This window comes from Azospirillum humicireducens, from assembly GCF_001639105.2.
Classification (GTDB): Bacteria; Pseudomonadota; Alphaproteobacteria; order Azospirillales; family Azospirillaceae; genus Azospirillum; species Azospirillum humicireducens.
In genome coordinates, this window is the sequence record NZ_CP015285.1 from 383,787 (window position 1) to 403,854 (window position 20,068).

Annotated in this window: 17 protein-coding genes and 4 tRNA genes; 13 read left to right on the plus strand and 8 right to left on the minus strand. The window is 66.2% G+C overall.

Annotated features, from left to right (window positions below):
• Positions 1 to 12: 12 nt before the first annotated feature.
• The 5 genes from A6A40_RS01715 to A6A40_RS01735 all read right to left on the minus strand — a co-directional run bounded on the left by A6A40_RS01715 (position 13) and on the right by A6A40_RS01735 (position 5,221).
• Positions 13 to 726, minus strand: a complete 714-nt coding sequence (locus tag A6A40_RS01715) for an ABC transporter ATP-binding protein (RefSeq protein ID WP_063633850.1) — start codon at positions 724 to 726, stop codon at positions 13 to 15.
• On the minus strand, positions 723 to 1,466 hold the full coding sequence (locus tag A6A40_RS01720) for an ABC transporter ATP-binding protein (protein ID WP_063633851.1): 744 nt from the start codon (positions 1,464 to 1,466) through the stop codon (positions 723 to 725). The genes A6A40_RS01715 and A6A40_RS01720 overlap by 4 nt, the downstream gene beginning before the upstream one ends.
• A complete protein-coding gene (locus A6A40_RS01725; protein ID WP_063633852.1) occupies positions 1,463 to 3,295 on the minus strand; it encodes an ABC transporter permease in 1,833 nt (610 codons plus the stop codon). Before A6A40_RS01725 ends, A6A40_RS01720 begins: the two co-directional genes overlap by 4 nt.
• Before the next feature lie 27 nt (positions 3,296 to 3,322).
• The gene (locus A6A40_RS01730) at positions 3,323 to 4,621 is read right to left on the minus strand and encodes an ABC transporter substrate-binding protein (protein WP_063633853.1); all 1,299 of its coding nucleotides are present in this window, start codon (positions 4,619 to 4,621) and stop codon (positions 3,323 to 3,325) included.
• 159 nt (positions 4,622 to 4,780) lie between these two features.
• Complete coding sequence (locus A6A40_RS01735) at positions 4,781 to 5,221, minus strand: MarR family winged helix-turn-helix transcriptional regulator (protein WP_063633854.1); 441 nt, start codon at positions 5,219 to 5,221, stop codon at positions 4,781 to 4,783.
• A gap of 942 nt (positions 5,222 to 6,163) precedes the next feature.
• Here A6A40_RS01735 and A6A40_RS01740 point away from each other — a divergent pair.
• On the plus strand, positions 6,164 to 7,432 hold the full coding sequence (locus A6A40_RS01740) for an outer membrane beta-barrel protein (protein WP_063633855.1): 1,269 nt from the start codon (positions 6,164 to 6,166) through the stop codon (positions 7,430 to 7,432).
• 333 nt (positions 7,433 to 7,765) lie between these two features.
• Entirely contained in the window at positions 7,766 to 8,347 is a 582-nt protein-coding gene (locus A6A40_RS01745; RefSeq protein WP_063633856.1) for a polysaccharide biosynthesis/export family protein, read from the plus strand.
• Positions 8,348 to 8,427: 80 nt separating this feature from the next.
• Here the strand turns inward: A6A40_RS01745 and A6A40_RS01750 are convergent, their stop codons facing one another.
• The 3 genes from A6A40_RS01750 to rlmB form a co-directional block, all read right to left on the minus strand.
• Positions 8,428 to 8,691: a hypothetical protein gene (locus A6A40_RS01750; RefSeq protein WP_063633857.1), complete on the minus strand. Its 264-nt coding sequence runs from the start codon at positions 8,689 to 8,691 to the stop codon at positions 8,428 to 8,430.
• Positions 8,692 to 9,163: 472 nt separating this feature from the next.
• Positions 9,164 to 9,239 (minus strand) — tRNA-Thr (locus tag A6A40_RS01755).
• Positions 9,240 to 9,324: 85 nt separating this feature from the next.
• Positions 9,325 to 10,329: a 23S rRNA (guanosine(2251)-2'-O)-methyltransferase RlmB gene (gene rlmB, locus A6A40_RS01760; RefSeq protein ID WP_082860691.1), complete on the minus strand. Its 1,005-nt coding sequence runs from the start codon at positions 10,327 to 10,329 to the stop codon at positions 9,325 to 9,327.
• Between the two features lie 40 nt (positions 10,330 to 10,369).
• Between rlmB and A6A40_RS01765 the strand changes: the two genes are divergently transcribed.
• The 11 genes from A6A40_RS01765 to rpoB all read left to right on the plus strand — a co-directional run bounded on the left by A6A40_RS01765 (position 10,370) and on the right by rpoB (position 19,969).
• Positions 10,370 to 10,455, plus strand: a tRNA-Tyr gene (locus A6A40_RS01765).
• Positions 10,456 to 10,519: 64 nt separating this feature from the next.
• Positions 10,520 to 10,593: transfer RNA gene (locus A6A40_RS01770), tRNA-Gly, on the plus strand.
• An 80-nt stretch (positions 10,594 to 10,673) separates the two neighbouring features.
• Positions 10,674 to 11,864 (plus strand): elongation factor Tu, encoded by a 1,191-nt coding sequence (gene tuf / locus A6A40_RS01775; protein ID WP_063633859.1) that lies wholly within the window; start codon positions 10,674 to 10,676, stop codon positions 11,862 to 11,864.
• A 193-nt stretch (positions 11,865 to 12,057) separates the two neighbouring features.
• Positions 12,058 to 12,133: transfer RNA gene (locus tag A6A40_RS01780), tRNA-Trp, on the plus strand.
• An 88-nt stretch (positions 12,134 to 12,221) separates the two neighbouring features.
• On the plus strand, positions 12,222 to 12,419 hold the full coding sequence (gene secE, locus A6A40_RS01785; protein WP_014246876.1) for a preprotein translocase subunit SecE: 198 nt from the start codon (positions 12,222 to 12,224) through the stop codon (positions 12,417 to 12,419).
• 3 nt (positions 12,420 to 12,422) lie between these two features.
• Entirely contained in the window at positions 12,423 to 12,953 is a 531-nt protein-coding gene (gene nusG / locus A6A40_RS01790; RefSeq protein ID WP_012973192.1) for a transcription termination/antitermination protein NusG, read from the plus strand.
• Between the two features lie 159 nt (positions 12,954 to 13,112).
• Positions 13,113 to 13,547: a 50S ribosomal protein L11 gene (gene rplK, locus A6A40_RS01795; protein ID WP_014246878.1), complete on the plus strand. Its 435-nt coding sequence runs from the start codon at positions 13,113 to 13,115 to the stop codon at positions 13,545 to 13,547.
• A 4-nt stretch (positions 13,548 to 13,551) separates the two neighbouring features.
• Positions 13,552 to 14,259 carry a 50S ribosomal protein L1 gene (rplA, locus tag A6A40_RS01800; RefSeq protein ID WP_063633860.1) on the plus strand — a complete coding sequence of 236 codons (708 nt, stop codon included), beginning with the start codon at positions 13,552 to 13,554 and terminating at the stop codon, positions 14,257 to 14,259.
• 308 nt (positions 14,260 to 14,567) lie between these two features.
• On the plus strand, positions 14,568 to 15,092 hold the full coding sequence (rplJ, locus tag A6A40_RS01805; RefSeq protein ID WP_063633861.1) for a 50S ribosomal protein L10: 525 nt from the start codon (positions 14,568 to 14,570) through the stop codon (positions 15,090 to 15,092).
• A gap of 58 nt (positions 15,093 to 15,150) precedes the next feature.
• Positions 15,151 to 15,528, plus strand: a complete 378-nt coding sequence (rplL, locus tag A6A40_RS01810; protein WP_014246882.1) for a 50S ribosomal protein L7/L12 — start codon at positions 15,151 to 15,153, stop codon at positions 15,526 to 15,528.
• 247 nt (positions 15,529 to 15,775) lie between these two features.
• Positions 15,776 to 19,969, plus strand: a complete 4,194-nt coding sequence (gene rpoB / locus A6A40_RS01815) for a DNA-directed RNA polymerase subunit beta (protein WP_063633862.1) — start codon at positions 15,776 to 15,778, stop codon at positions 19,967 to 19,969.
• Positions 19,970 to 20,068: the final 99 nt, after the last annotated feature.

The following is a 20,068-nucleotide window of genomic DNA, read 5'->3' on the forward strand; positions in this document are numbered from 1 at the left end:
GGGAGGGGGCGGTCACACAGCCAGATAGGCCGCCCTCACCCCGTCATCCGCCAGCAACTCCGCCATCGTGCCGGTCCAACGCAGGCGGCCGGTTTCGATGACGCAGGCGCGGTCGGCGGCCGCCGAGGCGAAGGACAGGCTCTGTTCGGACAGCAGCACCGACAGCCCCTCCGCCTTCAGGCGCCGGACCGCGTCGGCCATCTGCTTGACGATCAGCGGTGCCAGACCTTCGGACGGCTCGTCCAGCAGCAGCAGCGACGGGTTGCCCATCAGCGTGCGGGCCAGCGTCAGCATCTGCTGTTCGCCGCCGCTCATCCGGGTGCCGCGCCGTCCGCGCATCTCCGCGAGGTTGGGGAACAGGGCGAACAGCTTCTCCGGCGTCCAGGCCGGCGCGCCGGGGCGGGGCGGCTGGCGTCCGACCTCCAGATTCTCCTCCACCGTCAAATCGGCGAAGATGCGACGGTCCTCCGGCACATAGCCGACGCCGAGACGGGCGATGCGGTGGGCAGGCAGGGTGCCGATATCCCGGCCATCGAAGCGCAAGGTCGCCGCGCGCCGCTCGACCAGCCCCATGATCGCCTTCAACGTGGTGGTTTTGCCCGCGCCGTTGCGGCCCATCAGCGCCACCACCTCGCCCCGTCCGACGGTCAGGGCGATGCCGTCGAGGATGTGGGCGCGGCCGTACCAGGCCTGGAGTCCGTCCACCGCCAGCAGGGGTTCGCTCACGCCTCGCCTCCCAGATAGACGGATTGCACGCGCGGGTTCGCCCGCACCTGATCCGGCGGGCCTTCCGCGATCAGCCGGCCGCGGTCGAGCACCAGCACGCGGGTGGCGTGGCCGAACACGGCATCCATGTCATGTTCGGTGAACAGCACGGCGAGCCCGCGCTCGCGCACCAGCTCGGCCGTCAGCGCCATCAGGGCGAGCCGTTCGGCCGGCGCCATGCCGGCGGTCGGCTCGTCCATCAGCAGCACCGTCGGCTCGCTCGCCATCGCCATCGCCAGCTCGACCCGCTTCACGTCGCCATAGGCCAGCACGCCGCAAGGGCGGTCGGCTTGGCGAGCCATGCCGACCCGCTCCAGCAAGGCCAGCGCCGGCTCGCGGAACTGGGCGGCGGCCGGGCGCCACAGGCCGAACAGCCGGCGCGCGCGCGACAGCAGGACCATCTGCACATTCTCCGCCACCGTCATCGAGGCGAAGGTCGCGGTGATCTGGAAGGTGCGCCCGACCCCAAGCGCCCAGATGCGCCGCGGCGGCAACCCGACCAGTTCGGTGCCGTCCAGCCTGACCGACCCCGAATCGGGGCGAAGCTGCCCGTTCAGCAGGTTGAAGCAGGTGCTCTTGCCGGCTCCGTTCGGGCCGATCAGCGCCAGCAGATCGCCGGAGCGCAGGGTGAAGGACACGCCGCCCACCGCCTGCACCCCGCCGAAGGAGCGTTGCAGGTCGCGCACCACCAGCTCGCTCATGCCCGCCCCCCGATCCCGGACAGGAAGCCGACGATCCCCTTGGGGAAGACCAGAACCAGCGCGACGATGATGAGGCCGAGCACCAGCCGCCACCAGTCGGTCAGGCTCATGACCTCCGACTCGAGCAGGTGGAAGACCAACGCACCGGCCAGCGGCCCGGCGACGGTCTGGATGCCGCCCATCAGCACCATCACCAGCGCGTCGACCGATTGCGGCACCGCCAGCAGGGTGGGGAAGACGCTGCCCTTGGCGAAGGCATAGAGCCCGCCGGCCAGACCCGCGGCGCTGCCGGCCAGCACGAAGGCCATCCATTGGAAGCGGCGCACGTCGATGCCAATCGACTCGGCTCGGAGCCCCGAGTCGCGCCCGGCCCGCAGCGCGTAGCCGAAGGGGGCGAAGGCCGCGCGGCGCAGCAGCCACAGCGCTCCGGCACACAGGGCCAGCGTCAGCCAGTAATAGGCAGCCTTGCCCGCCGCCCAGGCCGATGGCCAGACGCCGAGGATGCCGTTGTCGCCGCCGGTCACCGCATACCATTGGAAGGCGATGGACCAGACGATCTGGGCGAAGGCCAGCGTCAGCATGGCGAAATACAGCCCCGACCGCCGGACACAGAACCACCCCGCCCCCAGCGCCCCCAGCCCGGCCAGGACCGGCGCACCGGCCAGCGCCAGCGGCATCGGCGCTCCCAGATGCTTGACCAGAAGGGCCGAGCCGTAGGCGCCCAGCCCGAACCACGCCGCATGGCCGAAGGAGACCAGCCCGCCCAGCCCGATCAGCAGATGCAGGCTGGCGGCGAACAGGGCGAGGATGACGACCTCGGTCAGCAGGATCAGCGCGTAATCGCCGGCGACCAGCGGTGCGGCGGCCAGAACCGCCAGCAGGGCCAGTGCCCAAGCCCCGGCATGGCGACCGGCCGGCAGCGGTACGGTGACGGCGGCGGGTGCGGTCGGCGGCGCCTCCTCCGCCCGGCCGAGCAGTCCATGCGGGCGCAGGACCAGAACCACCGCCATGAACAGGAAGACCAGCACCAGCGTGATCTGCGGGAAGACCAGGATGCCGAAGGCCTGCAACTGCCCGATCAGCAGCGAGGCGAGGAAGGCGCCGGTGAGGCTGCCCATGCCGCCGACCACGACGACGACGAAGGCCTCGACCACGATGGCCATGTCCATATGCAGGGTCACCGCCTCGCGCGGGACCTGCAGGGCGCCGCCCAGCCCGGCCAGCGCGCCGCCCAGGAAAAGCACGCCGGTGAACAGCCGCGCCGGATCGACTCCCAGCGCGCTGGTCATCTCGCGGTCCTGCGTCGCCGCCCGCACCAGCGTGCCCCAGCGGGTGCGGTTGAACAGCAGCCACAACAGCCCGAGCACCAGCGGCCCGAGCCCGATCAGCACGAGGTCGTAGAGCGGGAAGGGCTGGTCCAGAATGTCGATGGAGCCCTTCAGCCCCGGCGCCCGGCGGCCCAGCAGATCCTCCGGCCCCCAGGCCCAGGCCGTCAGGTCCTGCACCACCAGAACCACGCCGAAGGTGCCGAGCAGCTGGAACAGCTCCGGCGAGCGGTAGAGCCGGCGCAGCAGCCCGATCTCCATCGCAGCGCCGAGAAGGCCCATCGCCAGTGCCGCCGCGGCGACCGAACCCCAGAAGCCGCCCGGCGTGCCGCCGAACCGCTCGATCAGCGACCAGCCGGCATAGGCGCCGACCATGTAGAAGGAGCCGTGCGCGAAATTCACGATCCGCGTCACGCCGAACACGATGGTCAGCCCCGACGACACCAGGAACAGCGTCGCCGCGGTCGCGAGCCCGCTGAGGGCCTGGACGAGGAGGAAGGACATGGGACGGGACGCCGGAAACCGGACGCCTTACTCTGCCGGCCGCATCTTGCGCACCACGTCGTCGGGCGGCAGGTAGTTGGCGCCGTCGGCATAGCGCCAGTCCTTCATGGTGCCGCGGCCGTCCTTCACCGTCGTGGTGCCGACATAGGCGCCCATGGTCGCCTGGTGGTCGGATGCGCGGAAGGTCACCGGGCCGACCGGGCTGTCGATGGTCAGGCCGGCCAGCGCATCGACGATCGGCTCCGCATTGGCCGACCTGGCCTTGGTGATCGCGGCGGCGACCGCCTTCATGGTGATGTAGCCGACGATGGAGCCCGCCTTGGGCGACTCCTTGAAGCGCGCGGTGTATGCGGCGACGAAGGCCTTGTGGGCGGGTGTGTCGATCTGGTCCCAGGGATAGCCGGTGACGATCCAGCCTTCCGGCGCCTCGTCCTTCATCGGCTCCAGATATTCCGGCTCGCCGGTCAGCAGGCTGACGACCTTGCGGTTGCGGAACAGGCCGCGCCCTTCTCCCTCGCGCACCAGTTTGGCCAGATCGGCGCCGAAGGTGACGTTGAAGATGGCGTCGGGCTTGGCGGCGGCCAGGGCCTGCACCGTCGGACCGGCCTCAAGCTTGCCCTGGGCCGGCCACTGCTCGGCCACGAACTCGACGTCCGGGCGCTTTTCCTTCAGCAACTGCTTGAACCACGCCACCGCCGACTGGCCGTATTCGTAGTTGGGGGCGACGGTGGCCCAGCGCTTGGCCGGCAGCTTCGCCGCCTCCTCCACCAGCATCGCCGCCTGCATGTAGGTGCTGGGGCGCAGGCGGAAGGTGTAGCGGTTGCCCTTCGACCAGGTGATGGCGTCGGTCAGCGGTTCGGCCGCGACGAAGGGCATCTTGTTGCGCGCGGCGAAATCGGCGACGGCCAGCCCGATGTGGGAGAAGTAGGTGCCGGCCAGCACGTCCACCGCTTCGTTCGCCACCAACTCCTGGGCGACGCGCACGGCATCGTCTGGTTTGCCGGCGTCATCGCGGGAGACCACCTGCAATTCGCAGCAGCCGATCACGCCCCCTTCGGCGTTGATCTCCTCCAGTGCCAGCTGCCAGCCCTGGCGGTAGGGGATGGTGAAGGCCGGCAGGCCGGTGTAGCTGTTGATCTCGCCCACCCGCACCGGCGCGCCGGAGAAGGTCGCCGACGCTTTCGCCGATTGCGCCGCCGCGGGAGCGGCCGTCAGGCCGATGCCGGCCAGCGTGGAGGCGATGGTTGCGAAGGACACGGCGGCGAACAGGGCAGCCGGGAAAAGAGGCTTCGCCAGCGGCGAGGCGGTCGGGCGGCGGTGCTTCATCCTGCGGGGACCCCGGTTCATGAGAGACCAGCGGCGTGTCCGGGTCGCGGTGCGACGCAACACACCGCGTTCATAGCAAACCCCACGCAAAAGTCACCGGCTGATCGGGTGTCTTGCCGCTTTAACGCCCGGTTGGCATTCCGGCGGCCGCCGTGCGCGTCACATCAGCCTGGCCAGCAGCGCCATGAACTGCACCCTTTCCTCCTCGGACAGGGGTTCCAACGTCCGTTCGTGGGCGGAGGCGGCATTCGCCATCAGGTCGATGACCAGCGCCTGTCCGATGCGCGTCAGGCTGACGCTGGTGCGGCGGCGGTCCTGCGGATCTGGGTGGCGTTCGACCAGATTGCGCTCCACCAACCGCAGGATCACGCCCTGGGTGGTTGCCGGATCCATGTAGGTCAAACGGCCAAGCTGGTTCTGCGACAAGGCGCCTTCTGCATGAAGCGTGGCCAACGCCGCCCATTGGGTGGGCGTCAGCAGCGAATCGCCGATCATGTCGATGAAGATGGCCGAGGCGCGTTGATGCGCACGCCGGAGGCGGTGGTGAACCTGGCCGGCCAACTGGTAGTCGTCGGGAGGCAGTCGTCCGAAGTCGTCCATGGCAACGGGCCCGTGGTTCGCGCCCGCCTTCGATCCGGGGCGAAGGCTGGGGCGGGCACGGACCGCCGCTCCCGGCTGCGTGGGCAGGGATGGCGCGGCGTTTGCCGCCTGTCGCCATCCTATGCGTCCATTATGCGTTCCTCATGGAAAGCGTAGGGAAGACAATGACCACAGAGCAACCTTCGCAGATGCGTCATAGAGCCACAGCGATGGTTCTGTCATGATGCGAGCAACAATAGAAGGCGCGCGGGTTGGAAAGGAAGCCAAACGACAATGAATCCGCAAATTTCGACAATTGCGCGACCGGAACATGTCGCTACCGGGGTTGTGCGTGTCGATGGCGTCTCCTATCGGCCGCTCGTCTTTCGGGGCTTCCCCTTTGTCAGGGCTTTAGCTTGGGTGGACAACGGTCGGGGGGAGCGGTCTTTTCATCGCGGCTGTGCGCGCCCGCGCCCCTCGGTGGCGTCATGCCGCCCGGCGTGTAGGGTGGTGGGGTGGCATCCGGCTGGCGCTTGGTCGGATGCTGCTGGGGCGGGGGACGAGTCGACGTGGGTGCGGCACCTTCCCTCATCGGGGAATGCCATGAACAACCCCATGACAGTCGGCCGGTTCCAAGCAGGCGCGCCCCGGAAAGACCAGTCCTGCGGTCATCATCTATGACCTTCATCTTAGGACCATTTGAAATAACTGGTGAAAACAGGCAGGCCATCGACGGGGTTGTTCTCTGCCGGGTGCGAGCTTTTGTTGCGGCCACACCACAGGACGATGCAAAAGCGGTTTGACACAGGCTTCACTGTTGCGTGGCAAGCACGCCTTGTTGTGTCTTTGCCGAGGATGTGTCCGCATTCGGTCCCGACAGGGGCCGGCGGCCGGGCGCTCCCACGAAGGAGCCGGAACCCCGGCCCAGTGAGCCGACCGAACCCAGCCAAGCGCGGTGACTCCATGAAGACCAGCACCCTTTCCCTTCTCGCCCTCGCTCTCGCGTCGACCGGGCTGACGTCGCTTCCCGCCGCCGCCCAGGATGACCTGCAGCGTGGCGAAACCGTGCTGGAACGTCGTCGGCCGGAGGTCGAGCAACTCGGCCTGCGTGCGGGCTCCTTCCTGTTCCTGCCGCGGGTGGAAGCGGGCGCCACCTACGACACCAACGTCTACGCCACCCGTGACGATCACGAAGACGATGTCATTTGGACCGTTCGTCCGCGGATCGACATCAAGTCCGATTTCGCCGCGCACGCGCTGAATTTCTCGGCCTCGGCCGATGCCGGCCGCTACAGCGACCATTCGGGCGAGAACTACACCGATTACGCCCTGCAGGCGGCCGGCCGGTTCGACGTGAGCAAGAGCGGTGCGTTGGATGGCCAGCTGTTCCATCGCCGCAACCATGAGGGCCGCGGCGACATCAACAGCCTGTCGGGCTATACGGAGCCTGTGGTCTACCGCACCAGCGGCGGCGAGGCCGGCTATACGCAGCGCTTCAACCGACTGCGCGCCCGCCTGTCCGGCTCCGCCCAATACAGCGAATATGACGATGTCGGCCTGATCGGCGGCGGCATCGCGCGCCAGGAAGACCGCGACCGCTGGGAATACGGCACCGTCGCCCGCGTCGGCTACGAGTTCATCGAGGGGTACGAGGCCTTCGTCCAGGGCACCTATTCCTGGACCCGCCACAAGAACGACCGCGACGCCTTCGGTCTCGACCGCGACTCGGACGGCTACGAGGTGGTCGGCGGTCTCGCCACCGACCTGACCGGCCTGATCACCGGCGAGGTCTTCGCCGGCTATCTGGTCCGCAACTACAAGGATTCGCGGCTGGAGGATTTCAGCGGCCTGTCCTTCGGCGGGCGCCTGAACTGGGCGGTTACGCAGCTGACCTCCGTCAGCGCCACCGCCAGCCGCCAGGTGCGCGAAACCACGGCCAGCCCGGGCTTCGGTACCGCCTCCAGCTATACCCGCACCGTCTTCGCCCTGGGCGTCGACCACGAACTGCTGCGCACCCTGGTGTTGAACGGCCGCCTGCAGTATCGCCAGGACAATTTCAACGGCAACGACCGCGACGACAAGGTCTATACGGCCGGCGTCGGCGGTACCTATCAGATGAACCGCTACCTGTTCATGACCGGCGGCTACACCTATGAAAAGCGCAATTCCAACCTGAGCGCCGCCGAATACAGCGACAACCTGATCTATCTGCGTCTCGGCGCACAGATGTAATCCGCTGGTCCTAGGCCCGCCGCTGGGGAAATCCAGCCGAAGGGCCTAAAGGTTCCGCGGAACAGGGCAGGGCGTCCGTCCTATGACGGGCGCCCTTTTCTTATGCCTGTTTTTATTATCGTGGATGATGTACTGGCGAGATCCGAAGGCGGTAATTCCTCTCCACTTTTTCCCAAGCGCTTGCGAGTTGCTAGGCTCCACCCGAATTCAGGTGCGTGACCAAAGGGCGCCGCCGCAAGGCGACCGACGAATGGGACGGGGTCTCGAAGCCGTTTCATCGTGTCGGACCGGGCGCTGCGGCAGGCACCCGCCAGCCAGGGAAAGGGTTTAGGGATGAATCGACGTCATGTGATCCGTGCGCTGGGCCAGGGGATCGGATTGACCGCGCTCGCCGTCGCCATGGTTGGCTGCGCCGGCAACGATGCTCCGTTGGAAACCGCCAATGTCGGCCAGATCAGCGAGTATCGTCTGGGCGCTGGCGACGCGCTGCGCGTCATCGTCTTCGGCGAGGAGCAGCTGTCCGGCGAGTTCCGCGTCGACGGCACCGGCAAGGTCGCCATGCCGCTGATCGGCGAGGTCTCGGCCAAGGACCGCAGCACCCGCGACCTTGAGAAGGAGATCTCCACCCGCCTTGCCGCCGGCTATGTGAAGGAACCGAAGGTCAGCGTCGAGGTGCTGAACCACCGTCCCTTCTTCATCCTGGGCGAGGTGCGCAATCCCGGCCAATACCAGTACGTCAACGGCATGACCGCCTTGTCGGCGGTGGCGATGGCCGGCGGCTACACCTATCGGGCCAAGGAGGACTACGTCCTGATCACCCGCGGCGCCGATCCCAAAAAGGAGATCCGCCGGGCGCCGATCACGACTTCGGTGATGCCGGACGACGTGGTCCGTGTTCCGGAGCGTTACTTCTGAGCAAAAGGCAGCGGGTCACAGCGACCATAAAAAAAGCCCGGCCGGGCTTTTCGCTATGCGGTGATTGCGGGCGGCAGTGATCAGGTGTCCAGCGTATCGCCGCCCTTCTTCCGCCCCGACGGCATGCGCTGGTTCGGCGGGACCACCGGATCGCGCGAGGCGCCGTGCGGTGGCGTGGTGCCGGCCGCCTCGTCGTCGGTGCCGAGCGGTGCGGCGGCGGGGTCGGTAGCCGGTACCTTGTCGCCGGTCGAGCCGCGGTCGATTTCCGCGCGCATGCGGTTGGCCTCCGCGCTGGGAGCGGCGGGCGTGTCACGGCCCGACTCGGGACGCTGGGGCTTGGTCATGATCGGCCTTTCGCACAAGCTGCGGGGAGCGGCGTTTGGATGCCCACTCCAACCGCCGCGGCCCTCCCGGGTTCCGTGGTGGCAGCGACTTCCCCCGGCAACCGATCCATTGGAGTGTCCGATGCTGGATACCGGCTTGACCCTGTTCGCTTTTGCACTGCCTGCAATGGCCACCGCACTGCTCGCCGTTGCGACGGTGATGGCGGTGCGCAGGAGGGGCATGGGGCGGATGTACTAGGCCGGCTGCGCGGTCCTGATCGGTGTCGGAAGTGCCGGCACTGCGGGTGTCGTCTGCTGCGCACCGCCGATGACCAAGGTCGATGGAGCGATCATCGCCGAAATGCCCCCGGCCTTTGCAGCCGCGCTGACGCTGGCGTTTGCCGGATGCAGCGGTGCATTGCTCAGCATGCTGTCGCTTGCGTGTTGCGGCCGACGCGGGACAGGACGTGCCGGAGCGAAATAGCCAGCGCGGTGGTGCCGGATACAGGAATCGAACCCGTGACCTTCTGATTACAAATCAGCTGCTCTACCAGCTGAGCTAATCCGGCTCACCCGTCGCTCGCGGGACGCCCACCTTAGCGTCTCTTTTCCGCGCAAACAAGCACTTGCCCGCTGCAAAGGACGCGATGTCCGTCATTCCCGCAGGCGGGCGACCTCATAGAGAGCAACGGCGGCCGCATTGGACACATTCAGGCTGCCAACCGGGCCGCCCGTCGGAAGCCGGGCAATGGTGTCGCAGCGATCCATCGTCAGGCGACGCAGGCCGCTGCCCTCCGCCCCCATCACCAGCACAGTCTTGCCGGTCAGATCCAGCTTGGCCAGTGTCGATTCGCCCGATTCAGCCAACCCGACCGCCCAGAAGCCGTTTTGCTGCAGGTCGGTCAATGCGCGGGCCAGATTGGTGACGCGGACCAGCGGAACGGCCTCCAATGCGCCCGATGCGCTCTTCGCGAGCACGCCGGTGGTTTCCGGTGCGTGGCGCTCGGTCACGACCACCGCGCGGGCGCCGAAGGCGGCGGCAGACCGCAGAATGGCACCGACATTGTGCGGGTCAGTCACCTGATCCAGCGCGACGATGACCGCCGAGGGCTCGGTCGCCACCTCGTTGCAGAGATCCTCGATGCCCAACTCCGGAAGAGGGGAGGTGTCGATCACGATGCCTTGGTGAACGGCACCGGCAGGCAGCATGCGATCCAGCTCCGTCCGGTCGACGATCGACGCCTCGGGTCGCTGGAGTCCTTTGGCGCGGGCTGCGGCGAACGATGCCTCCAGAGCGGCGCGACCGGACTCGGTTGCCAGCACCCGGTGAATGCGTCGATCCGGATTGGTCCAGGCCGCGGCAACGGGATGCAGCCCATACAGGAGAACTCCCCGTGCCGGGGGTGGACGATTGCCCTTCGATCCGCTGCGCCGAGGGCCCGAAGTCTCGTCCGCCCGATCCTGGCGCGGGGCTGACGCCCGTGTGGTGCCGCCGGCGGAGGTGGTGGATTGGCTGTCGGAACGGCGGCCGGGGCCGGGATGTCTGGAGCGCGTCATGATACCCACGAGGAAGGGGAGGGGGGCCGCCGGAACCGGCTGCCGAATTTTTTCTGGTGTGAACTGCTTAACCCGTGTTGACAAGGTCTGAAAAATTCGCATATTGCCGAACTCCGCAGCGGGCACTGCCAGGCTGCGGATTGGAAGGGTGGCCGAGTGGTTAAAGGCAGCAGACTGTAAATCTGCCCGCGTACGCGTACGCTGGTTCGAATCCAGCCCCTTCCACCACTACATTCCACGGCTTGTCCGTGATCGCGTTTGCCCCGGACGGTCGCGCCGGCGGGATGCTTAGGCGGGTGTAGCTCAATGGTAGAGCAGAAGCCTTCCAAGCTTACGACGGGGGTTCGATTCCCCTCACCCGCTCCAATCCCGCGTGCGCCACGGAAAACCGATCTCGGCCGGGCCATTGTGTGCGTCCGGAACGTCGGGAACGAAAGACCAAAGCGATGGCGAAGGCAAAGTTTGAGCGGAACAAGCCGCACTGCAACGTTGGCACGATCGGCCACGTCGACCACGGCAAGACGTCGCTGACGGCGGCGATCACGAAGGTGCTGGCGGAGTCCGGCGGCGCCACCTTCACCGCTTACGACCAGATCGACAAGGCGCCGGAAGAGAAGGCCCGCGGCATCACGATCTCGACGGCCCACGTCGAGTACGAGACGACCAACCGCCACTACGCGCACGTCGACTGCCCGGGCCACGCCGACTACGTGAAGAACATGATCACCGGTGCCGCCCAGATGGACGGCGCGATCCTGGTCGTGTCTGCCGCGGACGGCCCGATGCCGCAGACCCGCGAGCACATCCTGCTGGCCCGCCAGGTTGGCGTTCCGGCGCTGGTCGTGTTCATGAACAAGGTCGACATGGTCGACGATCCGGAGCTGCTGGAGCTGGTCGAGCTGGAAGTGCGCGAGCTTCTGTCGTCCTACCAGTTCCCGGGCGACGACATTCCGATCACCAAGGGCTCGGCGCTGTGCGCACTGGAAGACCGTTCGCCGGAGATCGGCCGTGACGCCGTCCTGGCGCTGATGAAGACGGTCGACGAGTACATCCCGCAGCCGGAGCGTCCGAAGGACCGTCCGTTCCTGATGCCGATCGAAGACGTGTTCTCGATCTCGGGCCGCGGCACGGTGGTGACCGGCCGTGTCGAGCGTGGCATCGTGAAGGTCGGTGACGAAGTCGAGATCGTCGGCCTGAAGGCGACGGTTAAGACGACGGTGACGGGCGTCGAGATGTTCCGCAAGCTGCTCGATTCGGGTGAGGCTGGCGACAACATCGGCGCGCTGCTGCGCGGCACCAAGCGTGAGGACGTCGAGCGCGGCCAGGTTCTGGCCAAGCCGGGTTCGATCACCCCGCACACCAAGTTCAAGGCCGAAGCCTACATCCTGACGAAGGAAGAGGGCGGCCGTCACACCCCATTCTTCACCAACTACCGTCCGCAGTTCTACTTCCGTACGACGGACGTGACCGGTATGGTCTCGCTGCCGGAAGGCGTCGAGATGGTGATGCCGGGTGACAACGTCGCCATGGAAGTGGCTCTGATCGCCCCGATCGCCATGGACGAAGGCCTGCGCTTCGCCATTCGCGAAGGTGGCCGCACCGTCGGCGCCGGCGTCGTTGCCAAGATCGTCGAGTGATGCTATAAGCCTGCCTCCCTCCGCCTTGCCTCGGCTTGGCGGAGGGAGTTCTATCTGAGCGGTCTGTACGGTTGGGCTTCCGCAAAGCCGTTCTAAAAGTTCTTCCGAAAGTCGGGTCGAAAGGCCTTGACACTGCCGCCTAAAGAATGCTTTAAGCGGCCTCCCACACCGGAAGGTGTGGCCGGACGGAGATAGGAGTGTAGCTCAATTGGTAGAGCACCGGTCTCCAAAACCGGGGGTTGGGGGTTCGAGCCCCTCCACTCCTGCCATCCCGTCCCAATAACGGCCGCCTGAACAGCGGCTAGGGTAAAAAGCGGCGCCCTTCACAGTCGCTTCGGAGCTCGCACGGTTCGCACGATGGCTAAAGTCAATCCCGCAGAATTCGCGCGCGAGGTCCGCCGCGAGGTAGCCAGGGTCACCTGGCCGACCCGCAAGGAAACCGGCATCACGACCGCCATGGTCTTCGTCATGGTCGTGCTGGCCGCCCTGTTCTTCCTCGTCGTCGATCAGGTGCTGGCGGTTGCCGTTCGCTTGATCCTTGGGCTGGGAGGCTAAGACATGGCTGCGCGCTGGTACGTCGTTCACGTCTATTCGGGTTTCGAAAAGAAAGTCTCCCAGGCGATCCGCGAAAAAGCGGCGCAAAAGGGTCTGGAAGACAAGTTCGAGGAAATCCTGGTCCCGACCGAAGAAGTGGTCGAAGTGCGCCGGGGTTCCAAGATCAACACCGAACGCAAGTTCTTCCCTGGCTACGTCCTCGTCAAGATGGACCTGACCGATGAATCCTGGTCGCTGGTGAAGAACACGCCGAAGGTCACGGACTTCCTGGGCGGTGGCGGTAAGCCGCAGCCGATCTCCCAGCGCGAGGCCGAGCGGATCATCCATCAGGTGCAGGAAGGCTTTGAGCGCCCCAAGCCGTCGATCACCTTCGAGGTGGGCGAGCAGGTTCGAGTGAGCGACGGTCCCTTCACCTCGTTCAATGGTGTCGTCGAGGAAGTCGACGAAGAGAAGTCCCGCCTCAAGGTGGCGGTGTCGATCTTCGGTCGGTCCACGCCGGTGGAGCTGGAATACACTCAGGTCGAAAAGATCTGAACGCAAGGTTCCTTGTCTTTTGAGTCGGAGCTGCCGGTGCTTGCATCGGTGGCTCCATTCTGTTGCGGGAGGCTCGCCATGGCCGAACCGCAAAACCCCGCGGCGCCGCGCCGGATCATCCGGTTCAAGGCGTGAGGCGTCGTCCCAGGAGGTTGTGAGATGGCGAAGAAAATCGTCGGTTACATCAAGCTGCAGGTTCCGGCCGGCAAGGCCAACCCGTCGCCGCCCATCGGCCCGGCGCTCGGTCAGCGCGGCCTGAACATCATGGAGTTCTGCAAGGCGTTCAACGCCAAGACGGCGGACCTCGAAGTCGGCATGCCGATTCCGGTGGTCATCACCGCCTATGGCGACCGCACCTTCACCTTCGTGACCAAGACCCCGCCGGTCAGCTACTTCCTCAAGAAGGCGTCGGGCAAGGACAAGGGTTCGACGACCCCCGGCAAGGGCGGTTTCGTCGGCCAGGTCACGACCTCGCAGATCCGCGAGATCGCCCAGAAGAAGATGGTCGACCTGAACGCGCACGATGTCGACGCCGCCGCGACGATGATCGCCGGTTCCGCCCGCTCGATGGGCCTCGAAGTGGTGGAGGGCTGATCCTATGGCGAAGCTGGGCAAGCGTCTGACCGACGCCTACAAGACCGTCGACCGCGACGCCTTCTATCCGCTGGAGCAGGCCGTCACCCTGGTGAAGGGTGCCGCCAAGGCCAAGTTCGACGAGACCATCGAGATCGCGATGAACCTCGGCATCGATCCGCGCCACGCCGACCAGATGGTCCGCGGCGTCGTGAACCTGCCGAACGGCACCGGCAAGACCGTCCGCGTCGCGGTGTTCGCCCGTGGCGCCAAGGTCGATGAGGCCCTGGCCGCCGGCGCCGACGTGGTCGGCGGCGACGACCTGGCCGAACAGATTCTGGCCGGCAACATCAACTTCGACCGCTGCATCGCCTCGCCCGACATGATGGGCGTGGTCGGCAAGCTCGGCAAGGTGCTCGGCCCGCGCGGCCTGATGCCGAACCCGAAGCTGGGCACCGTGACCCCCGACGTGGCCGGCGCCGTCAAGGCCGCCAAGGCCGGTGCGGTGGAGTTCCGTGCGGAGAAGACCGGTATCGTTCACGCCGGCGTCGGCAAGGTCAGCTTCTCGGAAGAGGCGCTGGTCCAGAACATCCGCGCCTTCGTCGATGCCATCACCCGTGCCAAGCCGGCCGGCGCCAAGGGCCAGTATGTGCTCAAGGTCTCGCTGTCGTCGACCATGGGCCCGGGCCTGAAGCTCGACCTCGCCAGCGTGTCGGCTCCGGCCGCCGCCTGACGACCCGTTTCGCCGCCGCTGCTCTTGGGCAGTGGCGGTGACCGGGTGGATCGTCTGACGGGGCAACCCGGAGGGCACCCACCCACCCCTGTCCGAGACCGCTGGTGTCACCCCCCGACCGCAAGGAAAGGGGAGGGCTTAAAATCCACCCGCGCAGACAGGAGTTGAACCCGTTTACCACTCCGGTCCCACCGCATGCGTGCGGACGGCCCGGTTCAGGAACGGCTTGACTTCTGGGACAGGTTCGCCGGACCTCCGGCCCGCAAGGGCAGGGGGTTCATGTACACCTCTGTGCAAGGAGGCGATCCGTGGATCGTACACAAAAAGAAGCGACGATCGCGGCTCTGCAATCGAAGCTCCAGGACACGGGCCTGGTGGTGGTCACCCACCATCTGGGCCTGACGGTGAAGGAAGTCACCGACCTGCGTGCGAAGGTTCGGGCTGCTGGCGCCAGCTTCAAAGTGACGAAGAACCGGCTCGCCCGTCGTTCCCTTCAGGGGACGCAGTTCGAAGGTCTGGACGGTCTCTTCAAGGGACCGACGGCGATTGCCTTCTCGAAGGATCCCGTTGCAGCCGCCAAGGTGGTGGCCGACTACGCGAAGACCAACGAGAAGCTCAAGATCGTCGGCGCCAGCCTCGGTTCCCAGATTCTGGACGCGGAGGGGGTCAAGGCCCTCGCCTCGCTCCCGTCGCTGGACGAACTGCGTAGCCGCCTCGTGGGCATGATCCAGACCCCGGCGACCCGTATCGCCGGTGTTCTCCAGGCTCCGGGCGGCCAGGTCGCCCGCGTGCTGGCTGCCTACGCGAAGAAGGACGACGAGGCGGCGGCCTAACCAGGCCTAGTCACTCGTTTTTTCCATCCCCAGAACTCAAGTTGTTTGGAGTAGTAAAATGGCTGATCTGCAGAAGCTCGTCGACGATCTGTCGGCCCTGACCGTCCTGGAAGCCGCCGAGCTGTCGAAGCTCCTCGAAGAGAAGTGGGGCGTCTCCGCCGCCGCTCCGGTGGCCGTCGCCGCCGCCGGCCCGGCCGCTGCCGCTGCCGCTCCGGCCGAAGAGCAGACCGAGTTCACGGTGATCCTCGCCGATGCCGGCGACAAGAAGATCAACGTGATTAAGGAAGTCCGTGCGATCACCGGCCTGGGCCTGAAGGAAGCCAAGGACCTGGTCGAGGGCGCTCCGAAGCCGGTCAAGGAAGGCGCCACGAAGGACGAGGCCGCCAAGATCAAGAAGCAGCTTGAAGAAGCCGGCGCCAAGGTCGATATTAAGTAAGACCTTGTTGCGTACGGATCACACAGTACCAAGCCGGACGGCGGTCGGTTCCCCAGGGGGCCGGCCGTCGCACGGCATTTTCTGCCTTCCGCCGGACCGGGCTCGCCCGGCCCGGCTCTTTCCGTCCCCATCATGGGGATGGCCCGCGCGGGCGCCCTTGGGACCAGCCGGCAGCAGCCGGCGTGATCCTTCGGTCGGTTGAACGGTCGGTATAACGCGCATCACGTACAGACGTTTGGGGACATCCATGGCCAAATCCTTTACGGGTCGTAAACGTGTTCGGAAGAGCTTCGGGCGCATCCCGGAAGTCACCCAGATGCCCAACCTCATCGAGGTGCAGCGCAGCTCCTACGACCACTTCCTGCAAATGGACGTCGCCCCGGAAAAGCGGGCGAACCTGGGCCTGCAGGAAGTCTTCAAGTCGGTCTTCCCGATCAAGGACTTCTCCGACCGCGCCGTGCTGGATTTCGTCAAGTACGAGCTTGAGCAGCCGAAGTACGACGTCGAGGAGTGCCAGCAGCGCGGCATGACCTTCGCCGCACCGCTGAAGGTCACCCTGCGCCTGTCCGTGTTCGACGTCGAAGAGGACACCGGACTCCGCTCGATCCGTGACATCAAGGAGCAGGACGTCTACATGGGCGACATGCCCCTGATGACGGCCAACGGCACCTTCATCATCAACGGCACCGAGCGCGTCATCGTCTCCCAGATGCACCGCAGCCCGGGCGTCTTCTTCGATCATGACAAGGGCAAGACCCACGCGTCGGGCAAGTATCTGTTCGCCGCCCGCGTCATTCCCTACCGCGGTTCCTGGCTCGACTTCGAGTTCGACGCCAAGGACCTCGTCTATGTGCGCATCGACCGCCGCCGCAAGCTGCCGGCCACCACGCTGCTGTTCGCTCTGGACGGCGCGGAGACCGAGGCATTGCGCGCCGAGCGCAAGGCGAACCGCAAGGACCTGCTGCCCTATGAGGCGCAGGGCATGTCGAAGGAAGAGATCCTCAACTACTTCTACGACACCATCACCTACAGCCGTTCCGCCGGCGGCTGGAAGACCCCGTTCAGCGCCGAGCGCATGAAGGGCGTCAAGCTGGCGTCCGATCTCGTCGATGCCGCCACCGGCGCCATCGTGGCCGAGGCCGGCACCAAGATGACGCCGCGCGTCATCAAGAAGCTGGTCGAAGCCGGCCTGACCGAGCAGCAGGTCTCCACCGAGGAGCTGACCGGCCGCTACCTCGCCGTCGACATCATCAACGAGCGCACGGGCGAAGTCCTGTTCGAAGCCGGTGACGAGCTGTCGGCCAGCGACCTGGAGAAGCTGGAGAAGACCGGCGTCGACGAACTGCCGGTGCTGGCGATCGACCATCTGAATGTCGGCGCCTACATCCGCAACACCATGAATGCGGACCGCAACGCCAGCCGTGAAGACGCGCTGATCGATATCTACCGCGTCATGCGTCCGGGCGAGCCGCCGACCCTGGAATCGGCCGAGGCGCTGTTCTCCGGCCTGTTCTTCGACAGCGAGCGCTACGACCTGTCTGCCGTCGGCCGCGTCAAGATGAACGCGCGCCTGAACTTCCAGACCGACGACCAGATGCGCGTTCTCCGCAAGGAGGACATCCTGGAGATCCTGAAGGTTCTGGTGAACCTGAAGGACGGCCGCGGCGAGATCGACGACATCGACCATCTCGGCAACCGCCGCGTCCGCTCGGTCGGCGAGCTGATGGAGAACCAGTACCGCGTCGGCCTGCTGCGCATGGAACGTGCGATCCGAGAGCGCATGAGCTCGGTCGAGATCGACACGGTGATGCCGCACGACCTGATCAACGCCAAGCCGGCTGCCGCCGCCGTGCGTGAGTTCTTCGGTTCGTCGCAGCTGTCGCAGTTCATGGACCAGACCAACCCGCTGTCCGAGATCACGCACAAGCGTCGTCTCTCGGCCCTCGGCCCGGGCGGTCTGACCCGCGAGCGCGCCGGCTTCGAGGTGCGCGACGTGCATCCGACACACTATGGCCGCATCTGCCCGATTGAGACGCCGGAAGGCCCGAACATCGGTCTGATCAACTCGCTGGCGACCTATGCCCGCGTGAACCAGTACGGCTTCATCGAGAGCCCCTACCGCAAGGTCATCGACGGCAAGGTCACCAACGAGGTGGTCTATCTGTCGGCGATGGAGGAGGGCCGCTACGTCGTCGCCCAGGCGAACGCCGAGCTGAATCCCGACAACAGCTTCGCCGCCGATCTGGTGTCCTGCCGCCAGGGCGGTGAGTACCTGATGTTCCGGCCGGAAGCGATCGACCTGATCGACGTGTCGCCGAAGCAGTTGGTGTCCGTCGCCGCGGCGCTGATCCCGTTCCTGGAGAACGACGACGCCAACCGCGCGCTGATGGGCTCGAACATGCAGCGTCAGGCGGTGCCGTTGGTGAAGGCCGACGCCCCGCTGGTCGGCACCGGCATGGAGGCGACCGTCGCCCGCGACAGCGGCGTGACCATCGTGGCCAAGCGTTCGGGCATCGTCGACCAGGTCGACGCCACCCGCATCGTCGTTCGTGCCACCGACAGCTCGGACAGCACGGCGCCGGGCGTCGACATCTACAACCTGCTGAAGTTCCAGCGGTCCAACCAGAACACCTGCATCACCCAGCGTCCGCTGGTGAAGGTCGGTGACCGTGTGAACGCCGGCGACATCGTCGCCGACGGTCCGTCGACCGACCTCGGTGAGCTGGCGCTCGGCCGGAACGTGCTCGTCGCGTTCATGCCGTGGAACGGCTACAACTTCGAGGACTCGATCCTCATCAACGAGCGCATCGTCAAGGACGACGTCTTCACCTCGATCCACATCGAGGAGTTCGAGGTCATGGCTCGCGACACCAAGCTGGGCCAGGAGGAAATCACCCGCGACATTCCGAACGTGGGTGAGGAAGCTCTGAAGAACCTTGACGAGGCCGGCATCGTCTATATCGGCGCCGAAGTCCGTCCGGGCGACATCCTGGTCGGCAAGGTGACGCCGAAGGGCGAAAGCCCGATGACGCCGGAAGAGAAGCTGCTGCGCGCCATCTTCGGCGAAAAGGCCTCCGACGTCCGCGACACCTCGCTGCGTCTGCCGCCGGGCGTCGTCGGCACCATCGTCGAGGTCCGCGTGTTCAGCCGCCGCGGCGTCGACAAGGACGAGCGCGCGCTCGCCATCGAACGCGCCGAGATCGAGAAGCTGGCCAAGGACCGCGACGACGAGCGCGGTATTCTGGAGCGCAGCTTCTACACCCGCCTGAAGGAAGTGCTGATCGGCCAGACCGCCCAGTCCGGCCCGAAGGGCATGAAGGGCGGCACGGTGCTGACCGACGAGGTGCTGGCCGGCCTGTCGAAGGGCCTGTGGCGCCAGATCGCCATCGCCGACGAGCAGGTGATGGAGACCGTCGAGAACCTTGCGAAGGTGTTCGACGACTCGATCAAGGCCCTGCAGGACCGCTTCGAGAACAAGGTCGACAAGCTGCAGCGCGGTGACGAGCTGCCGCCGGGCGTCATGAAGATGGTCAAGGTCTTCGTCGCGGTGAAGCGCAAGCTGCAGCCGGGCGACAAGATGGCCGGCCGTCACGGCAACAAGGGTGTCGTCTCGCGCATCATCCCGCAGGAGGACATGCCTTACCTGGAGGACGGCACCCCCGTCGATCTGGTGCTGAACCCGCTGGGCGTGCCGTCGCGCATGAATGTCGGTCAGATCCTGGAAACCCACCTCGGTTGGGCGGCCTCGGGTCTCGGCAAGCAGATCGGCCGTGCGGTCGACCAGTACCGTCTGGCGATCCGCCAGAAGGCGGAAGGCGCTCCCCAGCTGGAGGCCCTGCGCAGCACGCTGAAGTCGGCGTACGGCGAGGTGACCTACAACGAGGACATCGCCGACATGACCGACGGCGAGCTGCTGGAACTGGGCGGCAACCTGCGCAAGGGCGTGCCCTTCGCGACGCCGGTCTTTGACGGCGCCCGCGAGGAGGACATCTGCGTCCATCTGGAACGCGCCGGCTTCGACCGGTCGGGCCAGTCGACTCTGGTGGACGGCCGCACCGGCGAGACCTTTGATCGCAAGGTCACCGTCGGCTACATCTACATGCTGAAGCTGCACCACCTCGTGGACGACAAGATCCACGCCCGGTCGATCGGTCCCTACTCGCTGGTCACGCAGCAGCCGCTGGGCGGTAAGGCCCAGTTCGGCGGTCAGCGCTTCGGTGAGATGGAGGTCTGGGCGCTGGAAGCCTATGGCGCCGCCTACACGCTGCAGGAAATGCTGACGGTGAAGTCGGACGACGTGTCCGGCCGCACCAAGGTCTACGAAGCCATCGTCCGCGGCGACGACAACTTCGAGGCCGGCATTCCGGAGTCGTTCAACGTGCTGGTCAAGGAGCTGCGCTCGCTCGGCCTGAACGTCGAACTGAACCAGCGGTCCTACTGAGCCGATTTGACGTGACCAAACCCCGGAACGGCGTGTTCGCCGTTCCGGGGTCATGCACTGCCCTTAACCGACAACGCGGCGATGCCAGCGGGAGACGGT

Bases quoted from the DNA above. Each gene is read 5' to 3' on its own strand.
- A6A40_RS01730 (WP_063633853.1), bottom strand. From the start codon at position 4,621: ATGAAGCACCGCCGCCCGACCGCCTCGCCGCTGGCGAAGCCTCTTTTC.
- A6A40_RS01735 (WP_063633854.1), bottom strand. From the start codon at position 5,221: ATGGACGACTTCGGACGACTGCCTCCCGACGACTACCAGTTGGCCGGC.
- rpoB (WP_063633862.1), top strand. From the start codon at position 15,776: ATGGCCAAATCCTTTACGGGTCGTAAACGTGTTCGGAAGAGCTTCGGG.
- A6A40_RS01725 (WP_063633852.1), bottom strand. From the start codon at position 3,295: ATGTCCTTCCTCCTCGTCCAGGCCCTCAGCGGGCTCGCGACCGCGGCG.
- rplK (WP_014246878.1), top strand. From the start codon at position 13,113: ATGGCGAAGAAAATCGTCGGTTACATCAAGCTGCAGGTTCCGGCCGGC.
- A6A40_RS01750 (WP_063633857.1), bottom strand. From the start codon at position 8,691: ATGACCAAGCCCCAGCGTCCCGAGTCGGGCCGTGACACGCCCGCCGCT.
- rplA (WP_063633860.1), top strand. From the start codon at position 13,552: ATGGCGAAGCTGGGCAAGCGTCTGACCGACGCCTACAAGACCGTCGAC.
- A6A40_RS01720 (WP_063633851.1), bottom strand. From the start codon at position 1,466: ATGAGCGAGCTGGTGGTGCGCGACCTGCAACGCTCCTTCGGCGGGGTG.
- A6A40_RS01740 (WP_063633855.1), top strand. From the start codon at position 6,164: ATGAAGACCAGCACCCTTTCCCTTCTCGCCCTCGCTCTCGCGTCGACC.
- secE (WP_014246876.1), top strand. From the start codon at position 12,222: ATGGCTAAAGTCAATCCCGCAGAATTCGCGCGCGAGGTCCGCCGCGAG.
- rplL (WP_014246882.1), top strand. From the start codon at position 15,151: ATGGCTGATCTGCAGAAGCTCGTCGACGATCTGTCGGCCCTGACCGTC.
- A6A40_RS01745 (WP_063633856.1), top strand. From the start codon at position 7,766: ATGAATCGACGTCATGTGATCCGTGCGCTGGGCCAGGGGATCGGATTG.
- nusG (WP_012973192.1), top strand. From the start codon at position 12,423: ATGGCTGCGCGCTGGTACGTCGTTCACGTCTATTCGGGTTTCGAAAAG.
- tuf (WP_063633859.1), top strand. From the start codon at position 10,674: ATGGCGAAGGCAAAGTTTGAGCGGAACAAGCCGCACTGCAACGTTGGC.
- rlmB (WP_082860691.1), bottom strand. From the start codon at position 10,329: ATGCGAATTTTTCAGACCTTGTCAACACGGGTTAAGCAGTTCACACCA.